Origin of the sequence: Pseudomonas chlororaphis subsp. piscium, from assembly GCF_003850345.1 — a bacterium.
Taxonomy (GTDB): domain Bacteria; phylum Pseudomonadota; class Gammaproteobacteria; order Pseudomonadales; family Pseudomonadaceae; genus Aquipseudomonas; species Aquipseudomonas piscium.
The window spans coordinates 5124066-5148869 of sequence record NZ_CP027707.1 but is presented as its reverse complement, the minus strand read 5'-3'; the positions used below and the strand labels follow the sequence as shown (position 1 = coordinate 5148869).

General features: G+C 54.3%; 22 protein-coding genes. 19 read left to right on the top strand and 3 right to left on the bottom strand.

Features of this window, described 5'->3' with window-relative positions; all coding sequences use genetic code 11:
• The first annotated feature begins 5 nt into the window (after positions 1 to 5).
• The 15 genes from wecC (at position 6) to C4K38_RS22975 (ending at position 18484) form a co-directional block, all read left to right on the top strand.
• Positions 6 to 1274 carry a UDP-N-acetyl-D-mannosamine dehydrogenase gene (gene wecC / locus C4K38_RS23045; RefSeq protein WP_053280347.1) on the top strand — a complete coding sequence of 423 codons (1269 nt, stop codon included), beginning with the start codon at positions 6 to 8 and terminating at the stop codon, positions 1272 to 1274.
• 139 nt (positions 1275 to 1413) lie between these two features.
• Positions 1414 to 2733 carry an oligosaccharide flippase family protein gene (locus C4K38_RS23040; RefSeq protein ID WP_124345317.1) on the top strand — a complete coding sequence of 440 codons (1320 nt, stop codon included), beginning with the start codon at positions 1414 to 1416 and terminating at the stop codon, positions 2731 to 2733.
• A 93-nt stretch (positions 2734 to 2826) separates the two neighbouring features.
• Complete coding sequence (locus C4K38_RS23035) at positions 2827 to 3966, top strand: N-acetyl sugar amidotransferase (protein ID WP_053280345.1); 1140 nt, start codon at positions 2827 to 2829, stop codon at positions 3964 to 3966.
• Entirely contained in the window at positions 3963 to 4571 is a 609-nt protein-coding gene (hisH, locus tag C4K38_RS23030) for an imidazole glycerol phosphate synthase subunit HisH (protein ID WP_053280344.1), read from the top strand. The genes C4K38_RS23035 and hisH overlap by 4 nt, the downstream gene beginning before the upstream one ends.
• 27 nt (positions 4572 to 4598) lie before the next feature.
• Positions 4599 to 5351, top strand: a complete 753-nt coding sequence (locus C4K38_RS23025) for an AglZ/HisF2 family acetamidino modification protein (RefSeq protein WP_231998594.1) — start codon at positions 4599 to 4601, stop codon at positions 5349 to 5351.
• 113 nt (positions 5352 to 5464) lie between these two features.
• On the top strand, positions 5465 to 6235 hold the full coding sequence (locus tag C4K38_RS23020; protein WP_164487021.1) for a hypothetical protein: 771 nt from the start codon (positions 5465 to 5467) through the stop codon (positions 6233 to 6235).
• 10 nt (positions 6236 to 6245) lie between these two features.
• Positions 6246 to 8384, top strand: a complete 2139-nt coding sequence (locus C4K38_RS23015; RefSeq protein ID WP_053280341.1) for a bi-domain-containing oxidoreductase — start codon at positions 6246 to 6248, stop codon at positions 8382 to 8384.
• Positions 8381 to 10210 carry a heparinase II/III family protein gene (locus tag C4K38_RS23010; protein WP_053280340.1) on the top strand — a complete coding sequence of 610 codons (1830 nt, stop codon included), beginning with the start codon at positions 8381 to 8383 and terminating at the stop codon, positions 10208 to 10210. Before C4K38_RS23015 ends, C4K38_RS23010 begins: the two co-directional genes overlap by 4 nt.
• A 2-nt stretch (positions 10211 to 10212) precedes the next feature.
• Positions 10213 to 11430, top strand: a complete 1218-nt coding sequence (locus tag C4K38_RS23005; RefSeq protein WP_053280339.1) for a glycosyltransferase family 4 protein — start codon at positions 10213 to 10215, stop codon at positions 11428 to 11430.
• Positions 11427 to 12023: a sugar transferase gene (locus C4K38_RS23000; protein ID WP_053280338.1), complete on the top strand. Its 597-nt coding sequence runs from the start codon at positions 11427 to 11429 to the stop codon at positions 12021 to 12023. The genes C4K38_RS23005 and C4K38_RS23000 overlap by 4 nt, the downstream gene beginning before the upstream one ends.
• Positions 12024 to 12351: 328 nt before the next feature.
• On the top strand, positions 12352 to 13527 hold the full coding sequence (locus C4K38_RS22995; protein ID WP_053280551.1) for a DegT/DnrJ/EryC1/StrS family aminotransferase: 1176 nt from the start codon (positions 12352 to 12354) through the stop codon (positions 13525 to 13527).
• Between the two features lie 167 nt (positions 13528 to 13694).
• Complete coding sequence (locus C4K38_RS22990; RefSeq protein ID WP_053280337.1) at positions 13695 to 15689, top strand: polysaccharide biosynthesis protein; 1995 nt, start codon at positions 13695 to 13697, stop codon at positions 15687 to 15689.
• A gap of 291 nt (positions 15690 to 15980) precedes the next feature.
• Positions 15981 to 17003, top strand: coding sequence for an MraY family glycosyltransferase (locus C4K38_RS22985; protein ID WP_124345346.1), 1023 nt, complete (start codon positions 15981 to 15983; stop codon positions 17001 to 17003).
• A 125-nt stretch (positions 17004 to 17128) separates the two neighbouring features.
• Positions 17129 to 17464: a ComEA family DNA-binding protein gene (locus C4K38_RS22980; protein ID WP_053280336.1), complete on the top strand. Its 336-nt coding sequence runs from the start codon at positions 17129 to 17131 to the stop codon at positions 17462 to 17464.
• Between the two features lie 225 nt (positions 17465 to 17689).
• On the top strand, positions 17690 to 18484 hold the full coding sequence (locus tag C4K38_RS22975; protein WP_053280335.1) for an SDR family NAD(P)-dependent oxidoreductase: 795 nt from the start codon (positions 17690 to 17692) through the stop codon (positions 18482 to 18484).
• Between the two features lie 28 nt (positions 18485 to 18512).
• Here the strand turns inward: C4K38_RS22975 and C4K38_RS22970 are convergent, their stop codons facing one another.
• Positions 18513 to 19079, bottom strand: coding sequence for a TetR/AcrR family transcriptional regulator (locus C4K38_RS22970; RefSeq protein ID WP_053280334.1), 567 nt, complete (start codon positions 19077 to 19079; stop codon positions 18513 to 18515).
• Positions 19080 to 19275: 196 nt separating this feature from the next.
• On the opposite strand from C4K38_RS22970, the gene C4K38_RS22965 reads away from it, so the two are divergent.
• Together C4K38_RS22965 and C4K38_RS22960 are read left to right on the top strand one after the other, a co-directional pair.
• Positions 19276 to 19929 (top strand): GntR family transcriptional regulator, encoded by a 654-nt coding sequence (locus C4K38_RS22965; protein ID WP_053280549.1) that lies wholly within the window; start codon positions 19276 to 19278, stop codon positions 19927 to 19929.
• 15 nt (positions 19930 to 19944) lie between these two features.
• Complete coding sequence (locus tag C4K38_RS22960) at positions 19945 to 20796, top strand: urea carboxylase-associated family protein (protein WP_053280333.1); 852 nt, start codon at positions 19945 to 19947, stop codon at positions 20794 to 20796.
• 67 nt (positions 20797 to 20863) lie between these two features.
• Here the strand turns inward: C4K38_RS22960 and C4K38_RS22955 are convergent, their stop codons facing one another.
• Positions 20864 to 21031 carry a DUF2897 family protein gene (locus C4K38_RS22955; RefSeq protein ID WP_008006000.1) on the bottom strand — a complete coding sequence of 56 codons (168 nt, stop codon included), beginning with the start codon at positions 21029 to 21031 and terminating at the stop codon, positions 20864 to 20866.
• Positions 21032 to 21233: 202 nt separating this feature from the next.
• Positions 21234 to 22598, bottom strand: coding sequence for an ethanolamine permease (gene eat / locus C4K38_RS22950; protein ID WP_053280332.1), 1365 nt, complete (start codon positions 22596 to 22598; stop codon positions 21234 to 21236).
• Positions 22599 to 22996: 398 nt separating this feature from the next.
• Between eat and kdpF the strand changes: the two genes are divergently transcribed.
• Together kdpF and kdpA are read left to right on the top strand one after the other, a co-directional pair.
• Positions 22997 to 23086 (top strand): K(+)-transporting ATPase subunit F, encoded by a 90-nt coding sequence (kdpF, locus tag C4K38_RS22945; protein WP_007899818.1) that lies wholly within the window; start codon positions 22997 to 22999, stop codon positions 23084 to 23086.
• A gap of 8 nt (positions 23087 to 23094) precedes the next feature.
• On the top strand, positions 23095 to 24804 hold the full coding sequence (kdpA, locus tag C4K38_RS22940; protein ID WP_053280331.1) for a potassium-transporting ATPase subunit KdpA: 1710 nt from the start codon (positions 23095 to 23097) through the stop codon (positions 24802 to 24804).

Genomic DNA, 24804 nt, shown 5'->3' with positions numbered 1-24804 from the left:
CGAGCATTGTGTTCAAGACTATTTCAGTTATCGGTTTAGGTTATATCGGTTTACCCACTGCTGCCGTTTTCGCATCGCGAAAAATCAAAGTAATTGGGGTGGATGTGAACAAGCTCGCAGTTGATACCATCAACAAAGGGATGATTCATATTGTTGAGCCGGACCTTGATATTGTTGTTCATGCTGCGGTTACGGAGGGTTACCTGCGTGCGACCCAGATCCCAGAGCCAGCTGATGCGTTTCTGATTGCGGTGCCAACTCCGTTCAAGGGCGACCATGAACCCGACCTTTCGTATATTGAGTCGGCGTGCAAGGCCATTGCACCGGTACTGAAGGTCGGAGATTTGGTGATCCTGGAGTCCACCTCCCCTGTTGGCGCGACGGAGCAAGTGGCAGGCTGGCTAGCTGAGATGCGCACCGATCTTACCTTCCCTCAGACTCACGGAGAGTCGTCCGATATCCGTGTTGCTCATTGTCCCGAGCGCGTCTTGCCAGGACATGTGCTGCGAGAACTGGTACAGAATGACCGTGTAATTGGTGGGATGACCGCTAAATGTTCCGAGCGTGCGGCCAAACTTTATCAGTTGTTTGTAGAGGGGGAATGTGTAATCACCAACGCTCGAACAGCCGAGATGTGTAAACTTACCGAGAACAGCTTTCGGGATGTGAACATTGCGTTTGCCAATGAGCTTTCGATGATTTGCGATAAGCTAAATATCGATGTATGGGAATTGATTCGATTGGCGAATCGCCATCCGAGGGTAAATATTCTTCAGCCTGGCCCGGGCGTCGGTGGGCACTGTATTGCTGTAGACCCTTGGTTCATTGTAAGCAAAACCCCTGAAGACGCTAGAATTATTCGTTGTGCCCGAGAAGTGAATGATGCAAAGCCTGAGTGGGTAATCGACAAGGTCAAACTGGCTGTTGCGGAATATCTGCAGTCCAATCCAGAAAAGACCGCAAGAGAAGTCACCGTGGCGTGTTTCGGGCTCGCTTTTAAACCTGATATTGATGATTTGCGAGAAAGCCCAGCAGTAGCGATCACCAAGCGCATTGCTCACGAGCACCCTGGGCGTGTATTTGCAGTAGAACCCAATATCTCGGAGCTGCCAGCTACACTCGTTGATATTGTGGCTCTCAAATCGGTAGAAGAGGCGTTGAACGAAGCCACTATTGTGTTGATGTTGGTTGATCATAAAGTGTTCAAAGAACTGTCTTCTGCCCGCTTGAGTGCAATCAAGCTGATTGATACGCGCGGTGTCTGGAGTAAATGAATTAGTGCACCATCGTGGTTTTATTGCAGAGACCTGATGAGTGTTGGTTGGCTGTAATAACCTGGGTGAGCAGTACCTTTGCGGGTGCTGCTCTCTGTTGTGTGTAAAGTGCAAAAATTAACGATGTAGCCAAGGCGAGGTGGCTGAGCATCCAGTTAATGAGCAGGAAGAAATAGTAAAACAACTTACTTTGATTCGAGATATGACATTGTTGCGTAAAGACCTAACAAATATAGCCTCGCTAGCGTGCATTCAAGGCGCAAACGCAGTATTGCCTATCTTTATCTTTCCCTATGTACTACACCTGTTTGGCTCAGCTAAGTTTGCAGATCTTGTTGTATCCGAAGCTGTATCGCTCATTATTCTTGCTGTCGTGCTGTACAGCTATGAAATCAACGGTGTTTCTCGAGTCGTGACTTCGTACGCACGTGGCGGAATTACGGCAGCGTCTGATGTGTATTGTGAGATTCTTTTTTCAAGGCTCATGATTTGGTTTGTCTGCGCTATCGTAGTGTTAATTTCCGGTTTTTTCCTACAGGAACAGTTTTTCTTTTCATTGTTATGCTGGATGTTGGTGCCATTGAGTTTTATTTTTCAGTCGACCTATTTCTATCAGTCGATAGAGAACAATCTACCGGTCGCAGTTTTTACATTGATAAGTCGTTTGGTCTGCTGTTCGATTGTGTTTCTCTTTTTGAAAGCGGAAGATCCAGTCTACTTCCTGCCGTTGATAGTAGGTGGATGCTATCTGGTAGGTGGGCTTGCCTCATCGTTCTATTTGAAAGCGGTGCTGGGTTTGAAATACATCAGCGTGTCGCTCTCTCGCCTCTGGGAGTGTTTACTTGAGGGTAAAGAAATTTTCTTCGGGAACATTGCCGTTGTTTTGTTCAGGGACTCCAATTTGCTGGTGTTGAGTCTTTTCTCGGTGAGCCCTGTCGCCATAGCAAGCTATTCCGTGGTCGAGAAACTCATCAAGGCTTTCCAGGCGCTCATCAGGCCGCTCAATCAGTTTTTCTTCACCAGGGCGATTCAATCATTGCATGACGAAAAAACACCGAGCCCAGGCGCTTTTGTCAAGGTGATGAAATTAACTTGGATACAGTTGGCTACTCTCGCGACGATTCTTTCGGGGATTATTATCCTATGGCTGATGCTTAATGAGTATTTGGAGTTTTTGAAAACCTATCCAAACAAACAGCTTATGGCTGGGTTGTTCTTGTTTATGACGATTGGAGTCTTCTTTGGGGTTTCCAATTTTATGCTGGGAACAGCGGGCTTGAACAATTTGAGTTCGAAGAAGTATTACGCCAAGATTTTGATATTGACGGGCGTTGTAGCAGTTTCCGCTTGTGTGATAATGACAAGCGTATGGGGAGTTTATGGCACAGCAATCAGTTTTGTTCTAGGTGAGCTGACATTGTTCACCCTGATTGCAATAAAATACCTAAAAAAAATTTGAGGCTGAAAACTCACTTATAAAGTATTTTTGTGTTTCGAAATATAATTCAGACATGTGGCATGTCAAAAATTGACAAGTGTGCGCGGAGTTATCATGAGTAAAAGACCTTATCAGATTTGCACTAACTGTGTAATGGATACAACAGACGAAAATATTGTATTTGATGACAAAGGGGTTTGTGATCACTGTAACGGTTACTATCGTGATTTGCTTCCTCATTGGGATACGGGTCCCAAGGGAAGACAACAAATAACCGAAATTTTCGAGAAAATCAAAGCAGATAGTAAGGGTAAGCCATTCGATTGCATTATGGGTATGAGTGGCGGGCTGGACAGTTCGTATCTGCTGCATATCGCCGTTAAAGAGTTTGGTTTGCGCCCGTTAGTTTTTCACGTAGATGGTGGCTGGAACTCTCAGTTAGCGGTGCATAACATTGAGGTTATCGTTGAGAAGTTGGGCCTCGATCTGTACACCGAGGTTATCAACTGGGAAGAAATGAAGGATTTCCAAAGAGCTTTTTTCAAAGCCTCTGTTCCACATCTTGATATCCCTCAGGACCATGCTTTCATCGCGACCCTGTACCACTTCGCCAACAAGCACGGGATCAAATACATTCTGAATGGCGGAAACTATTCAACTGAGTGTGTCAGAAATCCACTGGAGTGGATGTACTACGGTACTGATATGTGGCAGCTGAAAGATATTCATAAACAGTTCGGCGAACGACCTTTGGTGGACTACCCACTGAGCAGCATCTGGTTTCACAAGGTTTATTTGCGTTTCTTCAAGGGTGTCAAGGTGATTAAACCTTTGAACTATGTTCCGTACATTCGTTCCGAAGCAATCGAGACACTGTCTAGGGAATATGGCTGGAAGTCATATCCTCGCAAGCATGACGAATCGAGGTTTACGAAGTTCTACGAAGGTTACTGGTTGCCAACCAAGTTTGGTTACGACACAAGGAAGATTCAATATTCGAGTCTTATTCTTACCGGGCAGATGACTCGTGAGGATGCGTTGAATAACCTGGCTCAGCCGGCGTACGACCCGGAAACATTGGACCAGGATTTTGAATACATCGCGAACAAGCTGGATATGACTGTTTCCGAGTTGAAGGCATTGATGGAATTACCGAATAAATCCTATCGTGATTACAAATCCCAGCGATATCTGTTTGATCTTGGGGCTAAAGTCATGCATCTGTTGGGGATGGAAAGGGCAGTCAAGAGATGATTACTGTCATTGATTATGGCATCGGTAACATTCTGTCGTTTATCAATCTTTATAAACGGCTGAATATTGAATGTTGTGTTGCAACGTCCTATCAGGACCTTGTCGGGGCGAGTAAAATAATATTGCCCGGCGTCGGTTCGTTTGATCACGCGATGAGCAGTCTTAATCGCTCGGGGATGCGCGAAGCGCTGGATGATTTGGTAGTGGACAAAAAGGTTCCGGTATTGGGTATCTGCGTAGGCATGCAAATGCTGGCTAACTCCAGTGATGAAGGCGAACTACCTGGATTGGGTTGGGTGCCTGGTACCGTTAGAAAGTTTGATGTCGAGAAAGTAAAGCAGCTGCCTCATATGGGCTGGAACGATGTTGTACCTTTGCAAGCAAGTGGGCTGTTCAAAAACTTCTCGGAAACTCCAAAGTATTATTTTTTGCATTCTTTTTATTTTGAATGTGCTGACCGTGACCACGCACTTGCGTCCTCTACGTATGGTGAGGAGTTTACTTGTGCAGTCAATTCCGGTTCAGTGTTCGGAGTGCAGTTTCATCCAGAAAAGAGTCACCACTTCGGTGTTAACTTGCTGAAAAACTTCTCGGAGTTGCCATAAATGCTACGGCCTAGAATAATTCCGTGCTTGCTTATTCGTAATAAGGGACTTGTCAAGACTGTAAAGTTTAAAGACTCTAAGTATATTGGCGATCCTCTCAATGCGGTGAAGATCTTTAATGAAAAAGAAGTTGATGAGCTGATCGTCCTAGATATTGATGCTACGACAGAAGGTCGTGAGCCTGACTACGCGTTGATAAAGAGAATGGCGATGGAATGCCGTATGCCATTTTGCTATGGTGGGGGCATTTCCACAGCTGATCAGGCACGTAAAATTATTGGATTGGGTGTCGAGAAAATTGCTATTAGTTCGGCAGCAATCGCAAATCCTGCTCTAGTAAAGGAAATTGCCGAGGAAATTGGTAGTCAAAGTGTTGTTGTCGTTCTGGATGTCAAGAAAAAGCTTTTAGGCGGGCGATACGAAGTCTGGATTAACAATGGAAAAAAGAACACTGGAAAGTGTCTGCTGGATATGTGTAGTGAGCTGCAGGAGCTGGGGGTTGGGGAAATCGTAATTAACTCCATCGATTATGATGGTGTTATGAAAGGCTATAATCTGGATGTTGCTGGAAAAGTCTACGATAAGGTTCATGTGCCGCTGACAATCTTGGGCGGAGCTGGCTCAATTGATGATATAGGGGTTTTGATTAAAAAATTTGGAGTGGTGGGCGCTGCGGCGGGCAGCCTTTTTGTATTCAAGGGAGTATATAAAGCTGTGCTGATCAATTACCCGACATTTGCTGAGAGGGATTTGTTGCTGGATCGTTATTTTCCACAATAGATTCTGAGTCTTAATTGGTGTGCACAGATCAAATTGACCCGAACATTTAATTTAAGCAGGCTGGCATGAGAATAGCGATAGTTTGTATTTGTTATAATGCGTATGATCATCTATTGACTCTCGCAACCTCTCTAAACGAATCACTTTCTCGTGCGGAAAACGTAGATTTCACCTTTGTGGTTGTTGATAATTCAACAAAGGAAAAGAATGAGCAGGTGTTGGCGAGCGTTTCTGCCATGAACTTTAAAACGCACTATCTGAAGTCAGACAATGTGGGCTACTTTCCAGGATTCAAGAAAGGGACTGAGTTGCTGGGTTCGTTGCTTGATTTCGACTGCGTTGCCATTTCAAATGTCGATTTGACCGTGCGTGCGGACTTTTTTGAGTCGCTGAAAGCTCAAATTAATATTGTTTCTAATGAGGCTGGAATTATAGCGCCTGCCATCCTTTCTAGGGGGCGTGGAGGTGATTTGAATCCTAAGACCTTATACAGACCAACGCGCTTTTCCCTGTTGAAGAATATTTTTATTTTCAAGCATCTTTGGTTGTTTAGAATATATCGAAAGCTTTCGGATATGAAAGTTAAGAGTTCCATTGGTTCTCTGGCCGCAGGTGAAAGCTTCTATTCCCCCCATGGGTCATTTATTTTATTTACTAAACAGTATTTTTTACAGGGCGGCTCGGTCGACTACCCCCAGTTTTTGTTTGGTGAGGAGGATTTTGTCGCTGAGCAATGCCTTAGAATCGGTCTAAAGGTTCAATACCAGCCGAGTATCACGATCATCGATGATGACCATGGCTCTACGTCCCGCGAGAAACTCGAGTTTATCGCGAGCGAACATGTAAAGTCTCTCAAGTACATTGTCGATACTTATCATTCTTGACGGTGGTTTTATGAAACAGATTTTGCAGGATATGGCGAAGGGCGGAACCACTATTGCTGAGGCCCCTTCACCGCAGGTTTCACGCGGTAGCGTTGTTATCAATACGCGTGTGTCGCTGATCTCGGCGGGTACCGAGCGCAGTTTGGTTGGATTTGGCAAGGCCTCCTATCTGGAGAAAGCGCGCCAGCAGCCTGAAAAAGTCAAGATGGTGTTCGAGAAAATTCAGACTGATGGCCTTGTCACTACGCTCGAGGCTGTTCAGTCCAAGCTTTCACAGCCTTTGCCTTTAGGCTATTGCAACGTAGGTGTCGTCCACGAGGTAGGAGCGGGTGTTGATGGGTTCAAAGTCGGCGATAGAGTAGTCTCCAACGGACCTCACTCTGACGTAGTCAAGGTGCCGAAGAATCTGTGCGCCCTTATTCCCGATGAAGTCAGTGATATCGAAGCTTCATTTACCGTTGTTGCGAGTATCGGTCTGCAGGGCATTCGGCTCGCTGAGCCCTCATTGGGAGAAGCTTTCGTCGTTATTGGGGCCGGTTTGATCGGTCTTCTGACTGTGCAGTTGTTGCGAGCACAAGGTTGCAGAGTCTTGGCTATTGATTTTGACGAATCAAAACTTGCTCTTGCGCGTCAGTTCGGAGCGAGCACCTGTAATCCGGCTAAAGGCGAAGATCCAGTTGCTGCGGGAATGGCGTTCAGTCGTGGCAATGGGGTTGACGGAGTCATCATCACGGCGTCTACAAAAACGAGTGATCCGGTAACCCATGCAGCCCGAATGGCTCGCAAGCGTGGGCGCATCATATTGGTTGGCGTAACCGGCTTGGAGCTTAATCGCGCTGACTTTTATGAAAAAGAGCTAAGTTTCCAAGTTTCATGTTCATACGGCCCAGGCCGTTATGACCCGTTGTATGAAGAGAAAGGTCAGGATTACCCGATAGGTTTTGTTCGTTGGACTGAACAACGTAACTTTGAGGCTATCCTCGACATGCTTGCCGCAGGGCAATTGGATGTCAAACCTCTCGTCAGCCAACGATTTGCGTTTGAGGACGCGGCCGAAGCTTACAACATGCTTATTGAAGACAAATCAGGTTTAGGAATTTGCTTGGAATATGCATCCGATGTTGCTGAGCGTGGTATCAGGACTGTTGTACTTGACTCATCCCGCGCTTTTAATGCGCAGCGTCCGGTCATGGGTTTCATTGGTGCTGGAAACTACGCTTCGCGCGTGTTAATTCCCGCATTCAAAAATGCCGGGGCGCAGTTTCATACAATTGTTACCGCTGGCGGGGTGAACGGCGTCATTCATGGGGCAAAAGCCGGTTTTGCAGCTGCTTCCACTGATCTGGATGGAATGCTGGCTGACTCGACGATAAATACGGTAGCGATTGTTACTCGTCACGATAGTCATGCACATTTTGTGAGCAAGGCGTTGACTGCAGGAAAAAACGTCTTTGTCGAGAAACCACTGGCAATCACCCATTCAGAACTGGAAGATGTGCAAGCCGCCTATACCAAGGCCCATTCAGGCGGCAAAGGGCCGCAACTGATGGTGGGCTTCAATCGACGTTTTTCGCCGCAAGTGCAGAAGATGAAAGCCTTGCTTGCAGCGGTAAAAGAGCCGAAATCCTTTGTCATGACGATGAATGCCGGCGCTATTCCCGCGAATCACTGGACACAGGATACGGCGGTTGGCGGCGGACGTATCATCGGCGAGGCCTGCCACTTCATTGATCTGATGCGTTTTCTGGCCGGTAGCAAAATCGTTTCGATCCAGGCCCGCAGGATGGGCGATACGGACGCGGTGGAAATCACCGAAGACAAAGCTGCGATTATTCTGGGTTTTGAAGATGGTTCTTTCGGCACCATTCATTACCTGGCCAATGGAGCATCTAGCTTTCCAAAAGAGCGTGTGGAAGTCTTTGCCGCGGGCCGTGTCTTGCAATTGGATAACTTCCGCAAATTGAAGGGCTTCGGCTGGCCCGGCTTCAACAAGCTCAACCTGTGGAAACAGAACAAGGGGCAAAGCGAGTGTGCGGCTGCATTCCTCGCTGCCGTGGAGTCTGGTGCGGCGACGCCGATCTCCTCCGATGAAATCTTCGAAGTGGCGCGGGTGAGTATCGAGGTTTCGCGGATTCTGCGTGAGCAATGAGCCTTTTTATTACTAAAGCCAGAACTGCCGTCGCGCTAGGGGGCGGCAATCTGGTTCGCGCATTGACGTATCGGCTTGGAGTCAAGACTGGGGTGAACCCTGTCAGACGTCTTTGCGCCGATATGCCACAGGGGCCTTTTTTTGCGCCCAGTGCCAGACGCGCCAACTCATTGCCCGTCAATACCCAATGGGATACCCAGGCCCGCTATTACGGGTGTTGGGATATTCCTGTTTCGGACAAGGCACCTGACTGGCACCTGAACCCGCTCAGTGGGGTTCGGGTTCCTGATCCCGAAAGGGAGTGGTGGCGCATCCCTGACTTTGACGCAGCTGTTGGTGACATCAAGAGTATCTGGGAAGCGTCGCGTCTGGACTGGACGCTGGCATTCGCTCAGCGAGCCTGTTCAGACGATGCCTCGCAGATGGATCGGCTGAATCTGTGGCTGACACACTGGTGCAAGAATAACCCTCCTTATTGTGGTCCGAACTGGAAGTGCGGTCAGGAAGCTTCCATTCGTGTTCTGCACCTGGCGATGACGGCGATCATTCTTGAGCAGTCGGCGACGCCTTTGCCCGGGCTGATGGATCTTGTCCGAGCGCACCTCAAACGCATTGAGCCAACGTTGAGTTATGCGATGGCCCAAGACAACAATCACGGCACCTCTGAAGCCGCGGCCTTGTTCGTCGGTGGCAGCTGGCTGGCGCTGTGTAATCATCCGGAAGGGACGCGTTGGCAGCGATTGGGGCGTAAATGGCTGGAGAACCGCGCCGCTCGATTGATCGAGCCGGACGGCAGTTTCAGCCAGTACTCGGTCAATTATCACCGGGTCATGCTCGATACCTTTTCCATGGTCGAGGCCTGGCGAATCAAGGCTGGACTCGAAGCCTTCTCCGCAACCTTTCAATCCAGGGCGCGGGCCGCTACGAATTGGCTGTTTTCGCTGGTTGACGAGAGTTCCGGAGATGCGCCGAATATCGGGGCCAATGATGGTGCGCGGCTGTTGCCGCTGACGGACACGGACTACCGCGATTTCCGGCCGACGGTTCAGTTGGCCATGACGCTGTTCTACGGAAAAAGAGCCTATACGGCTCCAGGGGCGTGGGATTTGCCTTTGCAGTGGCTGCAACTGTCGGTGCCGTCGGCTGTCGTCGAACGCCCGGCCAGCCAGCTGTTCGACCAGGGTGGATATGCACTGCTGCGGCGCGCAGATGCCTTTGCGGTGCTGCGTTATCCGCGTTTTCGTTTTCGACCGAGCCAGGCCGATGCGCTGCACGTGGATCTCTGGCGTTCGGGCCTCAATCTGCTGCGCGACGCAGGAACCTATAGCTATAACACCTCGGCTCAATGGTTGAGCTATTTCCCAGGTACCGTCAGTCATAACACTGTGCAATTCGACGGGCGTGACCAGATGCCACGGCTCAGTCGTTTCCTGTTTGGCGACTGGCTGCGCACGAGCAAGGTTGATGGTCTGAGCGATACAGCAGAGGCCACTACCTGCGGTGCCAGTTATGGCGATAACGCTGGTGCCTTTCATACGCGTCAGGTGCGTCTGAGCGATACCGGGTTGCAGGTTCGGGATGAGATCAAGGGGTTCAAAGCCGGTGCGGTTCTGCGCTGGCGTTTGCAGCCAGGCGATTGGCAGATGTCGGATGGTGTATTGAGCAACGGTTCGCACCGGATATCGGTAACGGGCAGCATGCCGATTGTTCGGCAGGAGCTGGTTCGGGGCTGGGAGTCTCGTTACTACTTGCAGAAGACTGAAGTGCCGGTGCTTGAAATAGAAGTGGATTCGGCGGGTGTTTTGATTACGGAGTATCACTGGTAAACATGAAAATTCTTTATTTTCATCAGCATTTTTCCACTCCGAAAGGAGCTGTCGGCATTCGGTCCTATGAAATGGCCCGTCGCCTGATTGCTCGAGGGCATCAGGTTTCCATGGTCTGTGGCAGCTACGGTGGTGGACAAACCGGGCTGGAAGGCCCTTTTGTCGGTGGGAAACGCAAGGGCACCGTCGACGGAATTGAAATCATCGAGTTTGATCTGGCGTACTCCAACAGTGACGGCCTGTTCACTCGCACACTCAGTTTCCTGAAGTTCGCATTTCGCAGCATTGGGTTGGCGCTGACCGAGCGTTACGATCTGGTTTTTGCCACCACGACACCTCTGACGGCAGGGATTCCTGGTATTTTTGCGCGTTGGTTGCGCAATAAGCCGTTTGTATTCGAAGTCCGTGATCTCTGGCCCGAGCTCCCCAAGGCAATGGGCGTCATTCGCAATCCTCTGATTCTGTCTGCCATGTCGCTGCTTGAATGGGCGAGCTATCGTTCTGCTCACCGAGTCATCGGGCTTTCCCCGGGCATTGTCGATGGTATTGCCCATCGCGGTGTTGCGCGCGACCGGATCACCATGATTCCCAACGGCTGCGACCTCGACATTTTTAATGCGCCTGCCGAGCCATGGCGGCCTGCCGGTGTGGAAAAAGATCAACTGATGGCGGTCTTTGCCGGTACCCACGGTGTTGCCAACAAGCTGGATTCGGTACTGGATGCAGCGAAGGAGCTGAAACTTCGCCAGCGTGACGATATCCGCCTGGTGCTGATCGGGCAGGGCAAGTTGAAGCCGGCGCTGCAGCAGCGAGCGGCCAGGGAAGGGCTGGATAATGTGATCTTTCACGATTCGGTGAACAAAGCGAAGTTATCCGGCCTGATGGCCAGTGCGGATCTTGGCTTGCAGTTGCTCGCCAATGTTCCTGCTTTCTATTACGGCACTTCACCCAACAAGTTTTTCGACTACATTGCTTCGGCGCTGCCTGTTCTGAATAACTATCCAGGCTGGCTGGCCGAAATGATCACCAGGGAAGATTGCGGTTTTGTCGTACCGCCGGAAAATCCTTCGCTGTTCGCCGATGCCCTGATACAGGCAGCCGATGCCCGTGAAGAACTCAAGGCCAAAGGCCTGAGAGGTCGTGAGCTGGCGGTCAGGGAATTCGATCGTCGCAAGCTGGCGGATCGGTTTGTCGATTGGCTGGAGGGTGTGGCTCGATGATTAAGCGTGGGTTCGATCTGTTTGCTTCGATACTGGGCCTGTTGTTGCTGGCACCGGTCATGGCGGTGGTTGCCTGGCAGATCCGCAAGAAACTCGGTTCGCCCGTGTTGTTCCGCCAGATTCGTCCGGGCAAGGACGGCAAGCCCTTCGAGATGGTCAAGTTCCGTACAATGCGCGATGCTCATGACGCGATGGGCAACCCGCTGCCGGATTCGGAGCGCATGACACCGTTTGGCAGCTTTTTGCGTTCGAGCAGCCTGGATGAGTTGCCAGAGCTGTGGAATGTGTTGAAGGGCGATATGAGTCTGGTAGGGCCTCGGCCTCTGCTGATGGAGTATCTGCCGCTTTACAATAGCGAACAGTATCGTCGCCATGAGGTGCGTCCGGGCGTGACTGGCTGGGCTCAGATCAATGGGAGGAATGCCCTGGAGTGGGAGGAAAAATTCAACCTGGATGTCTGGTATGTAGACAACCAATCCTTATGGTTGGATTTGAAAGTCATCTTCCTGACGATCAAAAAAGTTGTTATTCGTGATGGTATCAGTGCAGAAGGCGAAGTTACCGCTGCGAAGTTTACTGGGACCAAACGATGAATTTGCGGGCCCAGCTGGAAGCTAAATGGAAATAATACGGTCGTTGTGAATGCGGTTGAGTTTTGCGACTGGAAGGTTATTGAGTTTCCGGCGATTTCTGGCCCGAGCAGCGGCGAAACTGGTGCCAGGGGACCGTTGGCGACATCGCTGCGCGTATGATCCCTCTGATCAGTATGATGGTGTGATCACTGGAGCGGCAGTTATTGCAAATGTGCCTGCCCCGATAATGGGGCCGAGTGTTTAAAGCGCTGCCCCAGGCTTGTTGTAGACAGCAGGAGCTCATGAAGAGCTCTCCATATTTTCGAATGAAAACTGACGGGTATTGGTTGTGTTGAATACACCTTTTTCTTCCTGGCCTTCCTTTTCCGACGAAGAGGCCAATGCTGTACGTGATGTGATCCTGTCCAACAAAGTCAATTACTGGACCGGCACGCAAGGACGTGAGTTCGAAAAGGAATTCGCGGCATGGGCGGGAACTCAATACGCCATTGCGCTCGCTAACGGCACGGTCGCCCTGGACCTGGCCCTTAAGGCTTTGGGGATTGGCGCCGGCGACGAAGTGATCGTTACCTCGCGTACGTTCCTGGCATCGGTGTCCAGCATCGTCAATGCCGGGGCAACCCCGGTTTTCGCCGATGTGGATCGCGATTCGCAAAACTTCACCGCGCAGAGCATTCGCACTGTAATGACTCCTCGTACCTGCGCGGTCATCTGTGTGCACCTGGCTGGCTGGCCTTGTGACATGGACCCGATCATGGCCTTGGCGCAGGAGTTCGATCTCAAGGTGATCGAGGACTGCGCGCAGGCCCATGGGGCCCTGTACAAGGGGCGTCCCGTCGGTTCGATCGGTCATGTCGGTGCCTGGTCTTTCTGTCAGGACAAGATCATGACCACGGGTGGCGAGGGCGGCATGGTCACCACCAATGATCGCCAGTTGTGGGCAGACATGTGGGCCTTCAAGGACCATGGCAAGAGCTGGGAGGCTGTCTATGAGCGCGAGCATCCACCAGGCTTCCGCTGGGTGCACGAAAGTTTTGGCACTAACTGGAGGATGCTGGAAGTCCAGGCCGTGATTGGCCGGATTCAACTCAAGCGCATGACCGATTGGCAGGCAAGCCGTCTGGAGAATGCACAGCAGATATGGGATTGCGCTCGCCAACTGAATGGCCTGCGTACTCCGGCCATACCCGAAGGCAGCGTTCATGCTGCCTATAAATGTTATGTATTTGTGGAACCGCAACAACTCAAGGACGGTTGGGACAGGGATCGTATTCTGGCGGAGATTACGGCGCGGGAAGTACCGGTATTCTCCGGCTCCTGCTCCGAGGTCTATCTGGAAAAGGCCTTTGACAATACTGATTGGCGCCCTGCGGTCCGCTTGCCGATTGCTCGAGAGCTGGGAGAAACCAGCCTCATGTTCCTGGTACACCCTACGCTGAAGGCATCTGAAATCGAGAAAACGTGCTCGGTGCTCAAAGAGGTCATGCAACTGGCCGCGCGGTAACTATCAGCCAGACTTTTGCGGTGGAGCGGTTTCCGCTCCCCGCACAAAAAGAATTCGGCTGCTGGGCTGTAAAGCGGGCTTGCCTGTTGTCATAAAATGGAACTTCTTGGGATCACCCAGTGTGGCACGAGATATATTTCAGGAGTAATAGAGGTGTTCAAGGTGTTATGGATAAGTTGAGAGCCTTTTTACTGGGATTAACGCGCCGGCAAAAGCGTGCCTTTCAGGTGGTGACTGACGTTATCCTCGTCTGGTTTGCCCTCTGGATGGCCTTTGTCGTTCGTTTAGGCGTCGATGAGCTGGTCAATCCCTTTGCTGATTACCTCTGGTTATTTTTGAGTGCCACTGTTGTCGCAATCCCGTTGTTCATACGCTTCGGTATGTACCGTGCCGTCATGCGTTATTTTGGCAACGATGCGCTGATCACCATTATCAAGGCTGTCAGCCTGTCGGCGCTCATGCTTGCCCTGATCGTGTATTGGAGCAGCAGCCGTCAACCGATGGTGCCCAGATCGATAATCTTCAACTACTGGTGGCTGAGCCTGGTGATGATCGGCGGATTGCGTCTCGCGATGCGCCAGTACTTCCTGGGCGATTGGTTCACAGCTGCGCAGCATGTTCCTTTTACCAGTCGGGATGATGGCTTGCCGAAGGTGGCCATTTACGGCGCCGGTGCGGCGGGTAACCAATTGGTCGCTGCTTTGCGAATGGGTCGCTTGATGCGCCCGGTAGCATTCATCGACGACGACAGTAATATTGCCGAGCGAGTGATTTCCGGGCTGCATGTCTATAAGCCCAAACATATTCAGCAAATGATCGATGTGACTGGAGCTCAGCAGATCCTGTTGGCAATCCCTTCTGCCAACCGTACGCGACGCCGAGAGATTCTGAGTTTCCTCGAGGGGTTCGGTCTGCATGTGCAAAGTGTGCCGGGCTTTATGGATCTGGCGAGCGGACGGGTCAAGGTCGATGATATTCAGGAAGTCGATATTGCCGACCTGTTGGGGCGCGACTCGGTCCCCCCTCAGGAAGAGTTGCTCGAGCATTGCATCAAGGAGCAGTCGGTACTGATCACGGGTGCCGGTGGTTCGATCGGTTCGGAACTGTGCCGTCAGATTCTTGCGTTGCGCCCGACCACGATGCTGCTCTACGAGCACAGTGAGTTCAATCTCTACAGCATCTTGCAGGAGCTCGAACAGCGCATCGTGCGCGAGTCGCTGTCCGTGAAGTTGTTGCCGATCCTGGGGTCCGTGCGTAATCAGGAAAAACTGCTCGACATCATGCAAACCTGGCATGTGGATACGGTGTATCACGCCGCAGCCTATAAGCATGTCCCTATGGTCGAGCACAATATCGCCGAAGGCCTGTTGAACAATGTGATGGGTACATTGAGTACGGCGCAGGCCGCTCTTCGTGCGAATGTCGCGAACTTCGTGCTGATTTCAACGGATAAGGCTGTACGCCCGACGAATGTCATGGGCAGTACCAAGCGTCTGGCCGAAATGACGCTGCAGGCTCTGAGCCGTGAGGTGGCTCCGGTATTGTTCGGGGAACACGCCAATGTTTCCCGGGTGAATAAAACCCGCTTTACCATGGTGCGTTTCGGCAATGTGCTGGGCTCTTCCGGTTCGGTCATTCCGTTGTTTCACAAGCAGATCAAGTCTGGTGGACCTCTGACGGTCACGCATCCCCGTATCACACGTTATTTCATGACTATTCCGGAAGCAGCCCAACTGGTAATCCAGGCGGGCTCCATGGGGCAGGGGGGGGATGTGTTTGTGCTGGATATGGGCGAGCCGGTCAGGATTGTCGAACTGGCCGAGAAGATGGTTCACTTGTCCGGACTAAGCCTGCGCTCCGAAAAGAACCCCCATGGCGACATAGCCGTCGAGTTCACGGGACTGCGGCCAGGCGAAAAGCTCTATGAAGAACTGTTGATCGGCGATAACGTCGTAGCGACGCAGCATCCAATGATCATGAGCGCCAATGAAGACTATCTGCCTTGGGATGTATTGAAGGCCAGGCTGGGCGAGTTGCTGTTGGCGGTCGACCAGGATGATTACTCGAGAGTCCGGCAACTGTTGCGCGACACGGTCAGTGGCTACACTCCGGATAGCGAGATTGTCGACTGGATTTATCAGCAGCGCCGGCTCGAGCCCTAGTTGCATCATTAGCCCCTCGGTCGCCAGGAACTTGCTGTCTGGTGCTGAGGGGCGATTACACTTGTCAAGCATTACCTGCGTTCTTGCTGTACTTACACAGAGTGGACACTATGGGGGCGGCACTGTCTTGACCCATCGGTAAAAACGTTCTGCTCTGCAACTACAAAAATAAAAAACATATTGAAGTGGTCAGCCGGGACCGCAGTCTGGTTCCAGACTTCGCTGCCACGACATGCCGTTGGAGTCGACACCTTGAGCTTTCAAGCATCGTCTGACTTATGGTTTCCCTGGATAGGGCTTTTGTGGTCGCTACCGATCATGGCGATCCTCTCGCTGGGGGTGACTGGAGCTTTTCTTCGTTATGCGCTTGCTCACAGGCTGATGGAGATTCCGAACGCACGCAGCTCCCATTCCATTCCTACACCGCGTAGTGGCGGGGTAGGTATCGTCCTGACCTTCCTTATTGCCTTGCCCTTGGCCGGCATGCTTGGAGCTATCAGCCCGAATCTGGTCTGGAGCCTTTCAGGCGCCGGTGCTGGTATCGCCTTGCTTGGGTTTATTGACGATCATCGGCCCATTGCGGCCCGCTGGCGTTTGCTCGGACATTTTGCAGGTAGTCTCTGGGCCTTGTTCTGGCTGGGAGGGTTGCCGGCGCTTGAGGTGTTCGGCATGACGCTGGAGCTTGGCTGGATCGGGCATGCATTGGCTGTGGTGTATCTGGTCTGGATGTTGAACCTCTACAACTTCATGGATGGCATCGATGGAATTGCCAGTGTCGAAGCCGTGACATCCTGCCTGAGTATTTGCCTGATCTATTGGCTGTCGGGATATGACGATCTGATCTGGCCGCCCTTGCTGCTCGCCACCTCGGCACTGGGTTTCCTGTACTGGAATTTTCCGCCGGCGAAAATCTTCATGGGTGATATCGGCAGCGGTTTCCTGGGTATCGTGCTGGGTATTCTTTCGCTGCAGGCGGCCTGGAGAAACGCCGATTTCCTGTGGGTATGGTGCATTTTGCTCGGGGTGTTCATCGTTGATGCGACCTTTACCTTGATCCGGCGTTTTTTACGTGGAGAGCGCATCTATGAAGCTCATCGCAGCCATGGTTATCAGTTCGCTTCACGCCAACTGGGAAGTCATTTCCCGGTTACCTTGGGTGTCGCATTGATCAACCTTCTCTGGCTGTTACCCATCGGTCTGTTTGTTGCCATGCAGAAGCTAGACGGAGGATTGGGGGTGATCGTGGCCTATGTACCGTTGCTCATTCTAGCGGTGAAGTATCGGGCCGGTGAGTCGGAGCGCCGAGCAGAGTGATGAGGGCGGAACTATTACATAAACTGCAATCAATCCATTTTTGACAGTGCGTCACCATGGCCTACGTTTGAGAGGCAGCTTCGGAAAAGCTGCATCTTTATCAACGGTGTCATGGAGTGTCACTTATGCGTACAAACTATTTCTATTCCCTGCTTTTTGCCCTGCTGACAAGCACCTCTATCAGCGTAATTGCTGCTCCCGCGTCGAAACAAGAGGCGGCAAGCACGGCGCCAGTCGCAACTGCGGTAGCTGCCCCACAAACTGCCATGGTCGATATCAACAGGGCTGACGCTGCTACGTTGCAGCGTGAACTGTTGGGGGTAGGTGAAGTAAAAGCCAAGGCAATTGTTGCATATCGTGAAGCTAATGGAGCTTTCTCGTCAGTGGACGAACTGCTCGAGGTCAAGGGAATCGGCAAGGCGATTCTGGAAAGCAACCGGGAAAAATTGAAGGTCAACTGACGCTTCAATTCATGCACAAGGCCGATCACTGATCGGCCTTGTGTTTTTCGGACCCGTATTGCGCAGATCACCATAAGCAGGATTGCGCCATTCAATATTGTCTATCGCCTAGATAGAATTATGATCGTAATATTTTATTGAATTATGACTATAATCAAACCACTTCCCAAGCAACGCATCAATTCCTTGTCTTTCACTTCTCAAGCACTTTTCTGGAGAGCCGTTATGAACTCGATTTCACCCAAGGGGCTGGCACTTGTCACCGGTGCTTCATCTGGCATCGGTGCGGTTTACGCCGAGCGGCTGGCCGCTCGTGGTTACGATCTGTTGCTGGTTGCGCGAGATGAGCAGCGCCTGCAAACCGCCGCGATCAGGCTGCGGGCCGAGCACAAGGTGCAGGTTGAAGTGTTGAAGGCCGATCTGACGCTCAAGGCCGATGTGCTGAAGGTCGAGCAGCGTTTGCGTTCCGACTCGAGCATCAGTTTGTTGCTGAACAATGCTGGTATCGCTGGTGACGGAAGCCTGGCCGTTGCCGACACGGATCAGTTGGAGGCGATGATCCAGCTCAATGTGATCGCGGTCACTCGTTTGGCTGCTGCCGCTGCCGCCAGCTTTTCCGCGGCTGGAAGAGGGGCGATCATCAACATCGCTTCGGTGGTGGCGCTGATTCCCGAGCGCTTCAATGCGACCTACAGTGCGACCAAGGCCTATGTCCTGAGCCTGACTCAGTCGCTCGCTGCGGAATTGGACGGTAAAGGCGTGCGGGTCCAGGCGGTATTGCCCGGGGTGACCCGCACCGAGATCTGGGAGCGCTCGGGCATCGATGCCCAGGGGATTCCAGCTGAGATGGTTATGGACGCCACTGAGATGGTGGATGCGGCTCTGGCCGGTTTTGACCAGGGTGAGTTGATCACCATCCCCTCGCTACCCGACTCGGCTGATTGGGATGCCTTCGTGGCCGCGCGTTTTGCCCTGGGGCCAAACCTGTCGAAAAGCAGCGCGGCTGCTCGCTACAAATAAGTGTATCGAGGCCGGAGGGTGGTGCGGATCACTCCGCCTGTCCATCCGGCTTTTTCAGGTGCTCGCGTGTTACCTCCAGTATCCGTTTGGCCAGGTCTGGGTTCTCGACACTGCGTGACAACACCAGAGCCCCGACCAGGGTCGACATGATCACCAGACTTTGGTCGGCGGCATTTTCTCCCTCGAGGTTTACCTCTACCTGCGCAAGTCGGGCATTGAGCACTGCATCGGTGGTGGGGCTAGCTTGCCCGCGCAGGCCTAGTTCCGAAGACATGGTGGGCAGCGGGCAACCTTGACCGGGGCAGGTCTGATGCCACTCGGACAGGTAGCTGTCGATAAAGGCCGGCAGTGGCCGTTCCTGGGCAAATAGCGTGGCGCAGTGTGCATCGAGTTCTGCGGCCGCGGCCTGCAGGGCTTTTTCGACCAGATCGTCCTTGGATTTGAAGTGCGAGTAGAAACCACCATGGGTCAGGCCCAGGGCTTTCATCAGCGGTTGCAGGCCTGTCGCGCCGATGCCGTCGCGTCGAAAGCGCTCGGCGGCTTCCTTGATGATGCGTTGATGGGTTTGGGCTTTATGGTCTTGCGAGTAACGCATCGGGGAAGTCTCCACAGCTAGGGAGTCATCTTACCCAAGGTTGATGGGAGGGGGATTGCACTTTTAACCCCAGAAACCTCATTTTCCCCACTGAATGACTAGAAAGTCATGGTTTGTCAGTGAGCAAAGTACCAATTGGCATGAATAGTGATTATTGGATATCCATGGATTGTTCAACAATCGCAAGGCGATATTCATGAGCAACGTATTGTCCCTGGCTGATCAGATAACCCTCGAATTGCGCGCCGATATCATCGGCGGTCGCCTGTTGCCTGGTATGGCCCTGGTGGAAAACGATCTGGTGTCCGCCTACAACGCCTCGCGCAACACCATCCGCGAGGCCTTGCATCGTCTGGGGCAGGAGGGCCTGACCCGCTACGCACGCAACAAAGGCGTCACGGTGCGCAGGCTGGGGATCGACGAGGTGCGTGACCTGTTCCAGGTGCGCCGTACCCTGGAGTTGCAGGCCATCGCCTCCAGCAAACCACTGCGTGAATACCAGTCCGACCGGATGCTCGAGGCTATCGAGGCCAGCGAACTCGCCCGCGAGCGCGAGGATTGGCGCTCGGTGGGGACCCATAGCCTGGCATTTCATCAACACATCGTCGGGATGATGCGCAGTCCCTTGTTCGACGAGTTCTTCACCAGCGTCGTGGCGCAGCTGCGCCTGGTGTTCTGTGCCGCCCCTGACGAGCAGCGTTTCCAGTCGCCCTGGCTGGCCCGGGACCGGCAGATCCATGACTTGCTCGCCGATGGCGACAAGCAGGCCGCCGGAGAGACCCTGGCGGTTTACCTGGACGACTCCGAACGGCTGCTGCTCGACATCCTCAGCCACTCCTCCCGCCACTGATCGAGGGTTTCAACCATGTACAAAGACTATCCCGCGGCTTATCAGGTCAGCAAAGGCTCGGCCCTGCAGGTGGACACGGCCTTTTATGAGCGGGTCCGCGACAGCAAGGACCGACGTACCTTGATCGAGCAATTCGAGGTGCCGATCCGCACCGGGCGCGCCTGGCATGTGCCGGCTGGACATGTGTTCCGGGTGACCACACCGGCCGGCCCACAGGTTGGGGACTTCAACGTCTGGAATGCCAACGATCCGCGGGAGCGTTTGTGGGCGGCGCGTACCCGGCAGTTGCAGGGCGCGCATGTCAGCACCCATGACCGGCTGTGGTCGAACCTGCCGTTCCTGCGGCCGCTGGTGACCATCACCGATGACAGCCTGGCCGGTTACGGCATCGACGAGCATGGCGGGCGCTTGCACGACCTGCTCGGCACGCGCTGCGACCCCTACGTGAACCGCATGCTCACCGGGGAGGACTTCCATCACCATTGCCATTCCAACCTGACGCGCGCGGTCCTGCCCCATGGGCTGACCGAGTTCGATGTGCACGACGTGCTGAATATCTTCCAGTGCACCGGGCTCAATCATGACGACATGTATTTCATGAAGGCCTGTCCTGCGCAGAAGGGCGATTACCTGGAGTTCTTTGCCGAAATCGATCTGTTGTGCGCGCTGTCGACCTGCCCGGGCGGCGATCTGTCGCTGCCCATGTGGGGGCCGGAGGCCCAGGACCCGCTCAGCGTCTGCCGCCCCTTAGGCGTGGAGGTCTATCGTCTCGACGAAGCATTGCTCGAAGGCTGGAGCCAGCCAGAACGGGCTGCCTACAAAGGCCTGCACGGTCTGCAGATCGCCAAGGCTGCCTGGGAGAAATAATGCCGCTGAGGAAATAAAAAGCCCCGCCATTGTGTGAATGGCGGGGCTGTTCGATCGGGTTATCCAGTCAGCGGTCCTGCGCGTCCTTGGCATCCGCTTCCGCGTTGCGTTCAGCAACGCGCTTGCGTTGCTCCTCGGTCAGTTCCACCTTGTTGGCGGTGTCGCGCAACATCATCAAACCGCCGACGATCGAGCCGATTGCAACGATCAGAATCAACCAGGCATACCAGGGCATAGGGCTCTCCTTGAGGGCATGCCGGCGGGCGAGGGTTTCGCCCGTCAAGCTGCCGTACCACTTCGAGTTACAGCGTTTCGCAGTGGTTCCATTGTAGGCCCGATCTGCCCCGGTAACCTCTCTTGCATCAATCTTCCGTCCGTAGCCGCAGCCAAAGGTCGCATTCGGCTACGCAGGCCAACTACAGAGGGATGCCGCCTACTCAGAGTCCGGTCAGCATCGCATCCGCCGGGGCATTGGCGCGCAGTTGCGCGGTCAGTTGGAAGTAGACGAAACCGGCTGCCATGAAACCGAGGAAGATCAGGCCGATCAGGCTGTTGAACCAGGCCATGGCCACCAGGCAGACCACGGCCAGCGCCAGGGCAATGGCCGGGACCAGCGGGTAGCCCGGGGCGCGGAAGGTGCGCTCCAGGTACGGTTCGACCCTGCGCAGCTTGAACAGGCTGAGCATGCTCATGATGTACATCACGATGGCGCCGAATACGGCCATGGTGATCATCGCCGCGGTCAGGGTCATGCCGCCCAGGTTGATCAGGCCATCGCTGTAGATGGCGGCGATGCCAATCAGGCCGCCGGCGATGATGGCGCGGTGCGGCGTCTGGAAGCGCGACAGCTTGGCCAGGGACGCCGGCAGATAGCCGGCGCGGGCGAGGGCGAAGAACTGCCGCGAGTAACCAAGAATGATGCCGTGGAAGCTCGCCACCAGGCCGAACAGGCCAATCCACACTAGCATGTGCAGCCAGCCGGAGTTGTCCCCGACCACCGCTTTCATGGCCTGGGGCAGCGGGTCGTTGATGTTCGACAGGGTGCGCCAGTCGCCCACGCCGCCGGCGAAGAACATCACGCCCATGGCCAGCAGCACCAGGGTCAGAATGCCGCTGATGTAGGCCTTGGGGATGGTGCGTTTCGGGTCCTTGGCTTCCTCGGCGGCCATGGCCGCGCCTTCGATGGCGAGGAAGAACCAGATAGCGAATGGAATCGCCGCGAACATCCCGGCAATCGCTGGCGCGCCGAAGGTGTCCGAACCGGCCCAGCCGTTGAGGGCGAAGTTGCTGAAGCTGAAGGCCGGCGCGACCACGCCCATGAACACCAGCAGTTCCGCCACCGCCAGCACGCAGACCACCAGCTCGAAGGTGGCGGCGAGTTTGACCCCGAGAATGTTCAGCCCCATGAACACAATGTAGGCACCGACCGCCGCATGTTTCGGGTCCAGGGCCGGGAACTGCACATTCAAGTAGGCGCCGATCGCCAGGGCGATGGCCGGTGGCGCGAAGACGAATTCGATCAGGGTCGCCAGCCCGGCGATCAGCCCGCCTTTTTCACCGAAGGCCCGGCGGCTGTAGGCAAAGGGCCCGCCGGCATGGGGAATGGCAGTGGTCAGCTCGGTGAAGCTGAAGATGAAACAGGTGTACATGGCCGCGACCATCAGCGAGGTCAGCAAAAAGCCCAGGGTGCCGGCGACACCCCAGCCGTAACTCCAGCCGAAGTATTCCCCGGAGATCACCAGCCCGACCGCGATCCCCCATAAATGCAGCGTGCCCAGCGTTGGTTTGAGTTGTGTGTTCATGCGTGGCTCCCGGAGCGGAATGAAATGCTCGGGCTGCTCACTGCAGCGCTCATGCCAGAGCGAAAACGGGCGTCGTAAAGCGCCAAAAGCTGTCGTATCGAGGATGTTGCCAGTTGTTTCAGGGCTGAAGGCGTCTGGATTGGTGCACAGCCGTGCAACAGAGGAGGGCGGCGGTAGGTATGTTTCTCCATGCATCCTGTCCCCGGTGCAACTGCAAGCCAGCTCGCGATGCCCGCCCGCCCCCTCCCCAGGCCGCGCCGATTGCCGGTGTAAATCCCGCGTAAAGCCTTTCTTTACGCTTTCTTTATGCGTCGCCCACCCCCTCGATCTCGTTCCTTTACAGCCTCCCTGCGGACAATGCCCCACACGCGGCGATTGCCGTACGACGGAGAGATTCCATGAGCGTTCTGGACGGGGTGTCCCTGCTGCTGGCAGTGGGGCTGTTCATTTATCTGCTGGTTGCGCTGTTGCGCGCGGATCGGAACTAGGAGCGGCTATGCACAGTTATGACTATTGGCTGATCCTCGGCTTCTTTGCCTTGGTGCTGCTGCCCGCGCCTTTCCTGGGGCGGTTCTACTACAAGGTGATGGAGGGCCAGCGCACTTGGCTGACGCCGCTGTTGGGGCCGGTGGAGCGCGCCTGTTACCGGCTCTCGGGCGTCGATGCGCAAAGCGAACAGAGCTGGCAGAAATACACCCTGGCCCTGCTTGCGTTTAACCTGGCCGGCTTCCTGTTGCTGTTCACGATTCTGTTGTTCCAGGACCATTTGCCGCTCAATCCGCAGAATCTGCCGGGGCAGGAGTGGACGTTGGCGTTCAACACCGCGGTCAGCTTCATGACCAACACCAACTGGCAGTCCTACAGCGGTGAAGCCTCCCTGAGCTATCTGAGCCAGATGATCGGCCTGACCGTGCAAAACTTTGTCAGCGCCGCCACCGGCCTCGCCGTGCTGGTTGCCCTGTGCCGCGGCATCGGCCGGCGCTCGGCGCGGACCCTGGGCAACTTCTGGGTCGACATGACCCGCGCCACCCTCTACGGCCTGTTGCCGCTGTGTCTGCTGCTGGCATTGTTCCTGGTCTGGCAGGGCGTACCGCAAACCTTCGTCCAGTATGTTCACGCCGTGACTCTGCAGGGCGTCGATCAGGTGATTCCACTGGGCCCGGCCGCCAGCCAGATCGCCATCAAGCAACTGGGTACCAACGGCGGGGGCTTCTTCGGCGTCAACTCGGCGCATCCGTTCGAGAACCCGACGGCCTGGAGCAACCTGTTCGAGGTGGCCTCGATCATTCTGATCCCGGTGGCCCTGGTGTTCACCTTCGGCCATTACGTCAAGGACCTGCGCCAGAGCCGGGCGATCATCGCCTGCATGCTGGCTTTGTTCCTGATCGGCGGCGCGACTTCGCTGTGGGCCGAGTACCAGCCCAACCCGACCCTGAACAATGTCGCGGTCGAGCAGACTGCGCCGCTCGAGGGTAAGGAAGCGCGCTTCGGTACCACTGCCACCGTGCTCTGGTCGGTGACCACCACCGCGGCCTCCAACGGTTCGGTCAACGGCATGCATGACAGCCTCAGCCCGCTGAGCGGCATGGTTGCGCTGATCAACATGATGGTCGGCGAAGTGATCTTCGGCGGCGTTGGCGCGGGCCTCTACGGCATGTTGCTGAACGTGCTGATCGCGGTATTCCTCGCCGGCCTGATGATTGGGCGTACCCCGGAATACCTGGGCAAGAAGCTGCAGGCCAAGGAAGTGCAGTTGCTGGTGGTGACGCTGATGGTGATGCCGGTCGGCGTGCTGGTATTGAGCGCCATCGCCGCGAGCCTGCCGGGGCCGGTGGCAGCGGTGAGCAACCCCGGTGCCCATGGGTTCAGCCAGTTGCTGTACGCCTACACCTCGGCCAGCGCCAACAACGGTTCGGCTTTTGCCGGCCTGGGTGCCAATACCTCGTTTCACAACCTGATGCTGGGCCTGGGCATGTTGATCGGCCGCTTTGGCTACATCCTGCCGGTGCTGGCCCTGGCCGGCAGCCTGGCGCTGAAAAAGACCGCGCCGACCGACCAGAACAGCTTCCCGACCCATGGTCCGCTGTTCGTCACGCTGCTGACCATGACCATTCTGCTGGTGGGCGGGCTGACCTTTTTGCCGACCCTGGCGCTGGGCCCGATTGCCGAACACTTGAGCTTGGCTGCCTTTGGAATGAAGGGCTGA

Bases quoted from the DNA above. Each gene is read 5' to 3' on its own strand.
- C4K38_RS23035 (WP_053280345.1), top strand. From the start codon at position 2,827: ATGAGTAAAAGACCTTATCAGATTTGCACTAACTGTGTAATGGATACA.
- hisH (WP_053280344.1), top strand. From the start codon at position 3,963: ATGATTACTGTCATTGATTATGGCATCGGTAACATTCTGTCGTTTATC.
- C4K38_RS23015 (WP_053280341.1), top strand. From the start codon at position 6,246: ATGAAACAGATTTTGCAGGATATGGCGAAGGGCGGAACCACTATTGCT.
- C4K38_RS23010 (WP_053280340.1), top strand. From the start codon at position 8,381: ATGAGCCTTTTTATTACTAAAGCCAGAACTGCCGTCGCGCTAGGGGGC.
- C4K38_RS23005 (WP_053280339.1), top strand. From the start codon at position 10,213: ATGAAAATTCTTTATTTTCATCAGCATTTTTCCACTCCGAAAGGAGCT.
- C4K38_RS23000 (WP_053280338.1), top strand. From the start codon at position 11,427: ATGATTAAGCGTGGGTTCGATCTGTTTGCTTCGATACTGGGCCTGTTG.
- C4K38_RS22990 (WP_053280337.1), top strand. From the start codon at position 13,695: ATGGATAAGTTGAGAGCCTTTTTACTGGGATTAACGCGCCGGCAAAAG.
- C4K38_RS22980 (WP_053280336.1), top strand. From the start codon at position 17,129: ATGCGTACAAACTATTTCTATTCCCTGCTTTTTGCCCTGCTGACAAGC.
- C4K38_RS22975 (WP_053280335.1), top strand. From the start codon at position 17,690: ATGAACTCGATTTCACCCAAGGGGCTGGCACTTGTCACCGGTGCTTCA.
- C4K38_RS22970 (WP_053280334.1), bottom strand. From the start codon at position 19,079: ATGCGTTACTCGCAAGACCATAAAGCCCAAACCCATCAACGCATCATC.
- C4K38_RS22965 (WP_053280549.1), top strand. From the start codon at position 19,276: ATGAGCAACGTATTGTCCCTGGCTGATCAGATAACCCTCGAATTGCGC.
- C4K38_RS22960 (WP_053280333.1), top strand. From the start codon at position 19,945: ATGTACAAAGACTATCCCGCGGCTTATCAGGTCAGCAAAGGCTCGGCC.
- C4K38_RS22955 (WP_008006000.1), bottom strand. From the start codon at position 21,031: ATGCCCTGGTATGCCTGGTTGATTCTGATCGTTGCAATCGGCTCGATC.
- eat (WP_053280332.1), bottom strand. From the start codon at position 22,598: ATGAACACACAACTCAAACCAACGCTGGGCACGCTGCATTTATGGGGG.
- kdpF (WP_007899818.1), top strand. From the start codon at position 22,997: ATGAGCGTTCTGGACGGGGTGTCCCTGCTGCTGGCAGTGGGGCTGTTC.
- kdpA (WP_053280331.1), top strand. From the start codon at position 23,095: ATGCACAGTTATGACTATTGGCTGATCCTCGGCTTCTTTGCCTTGGTG.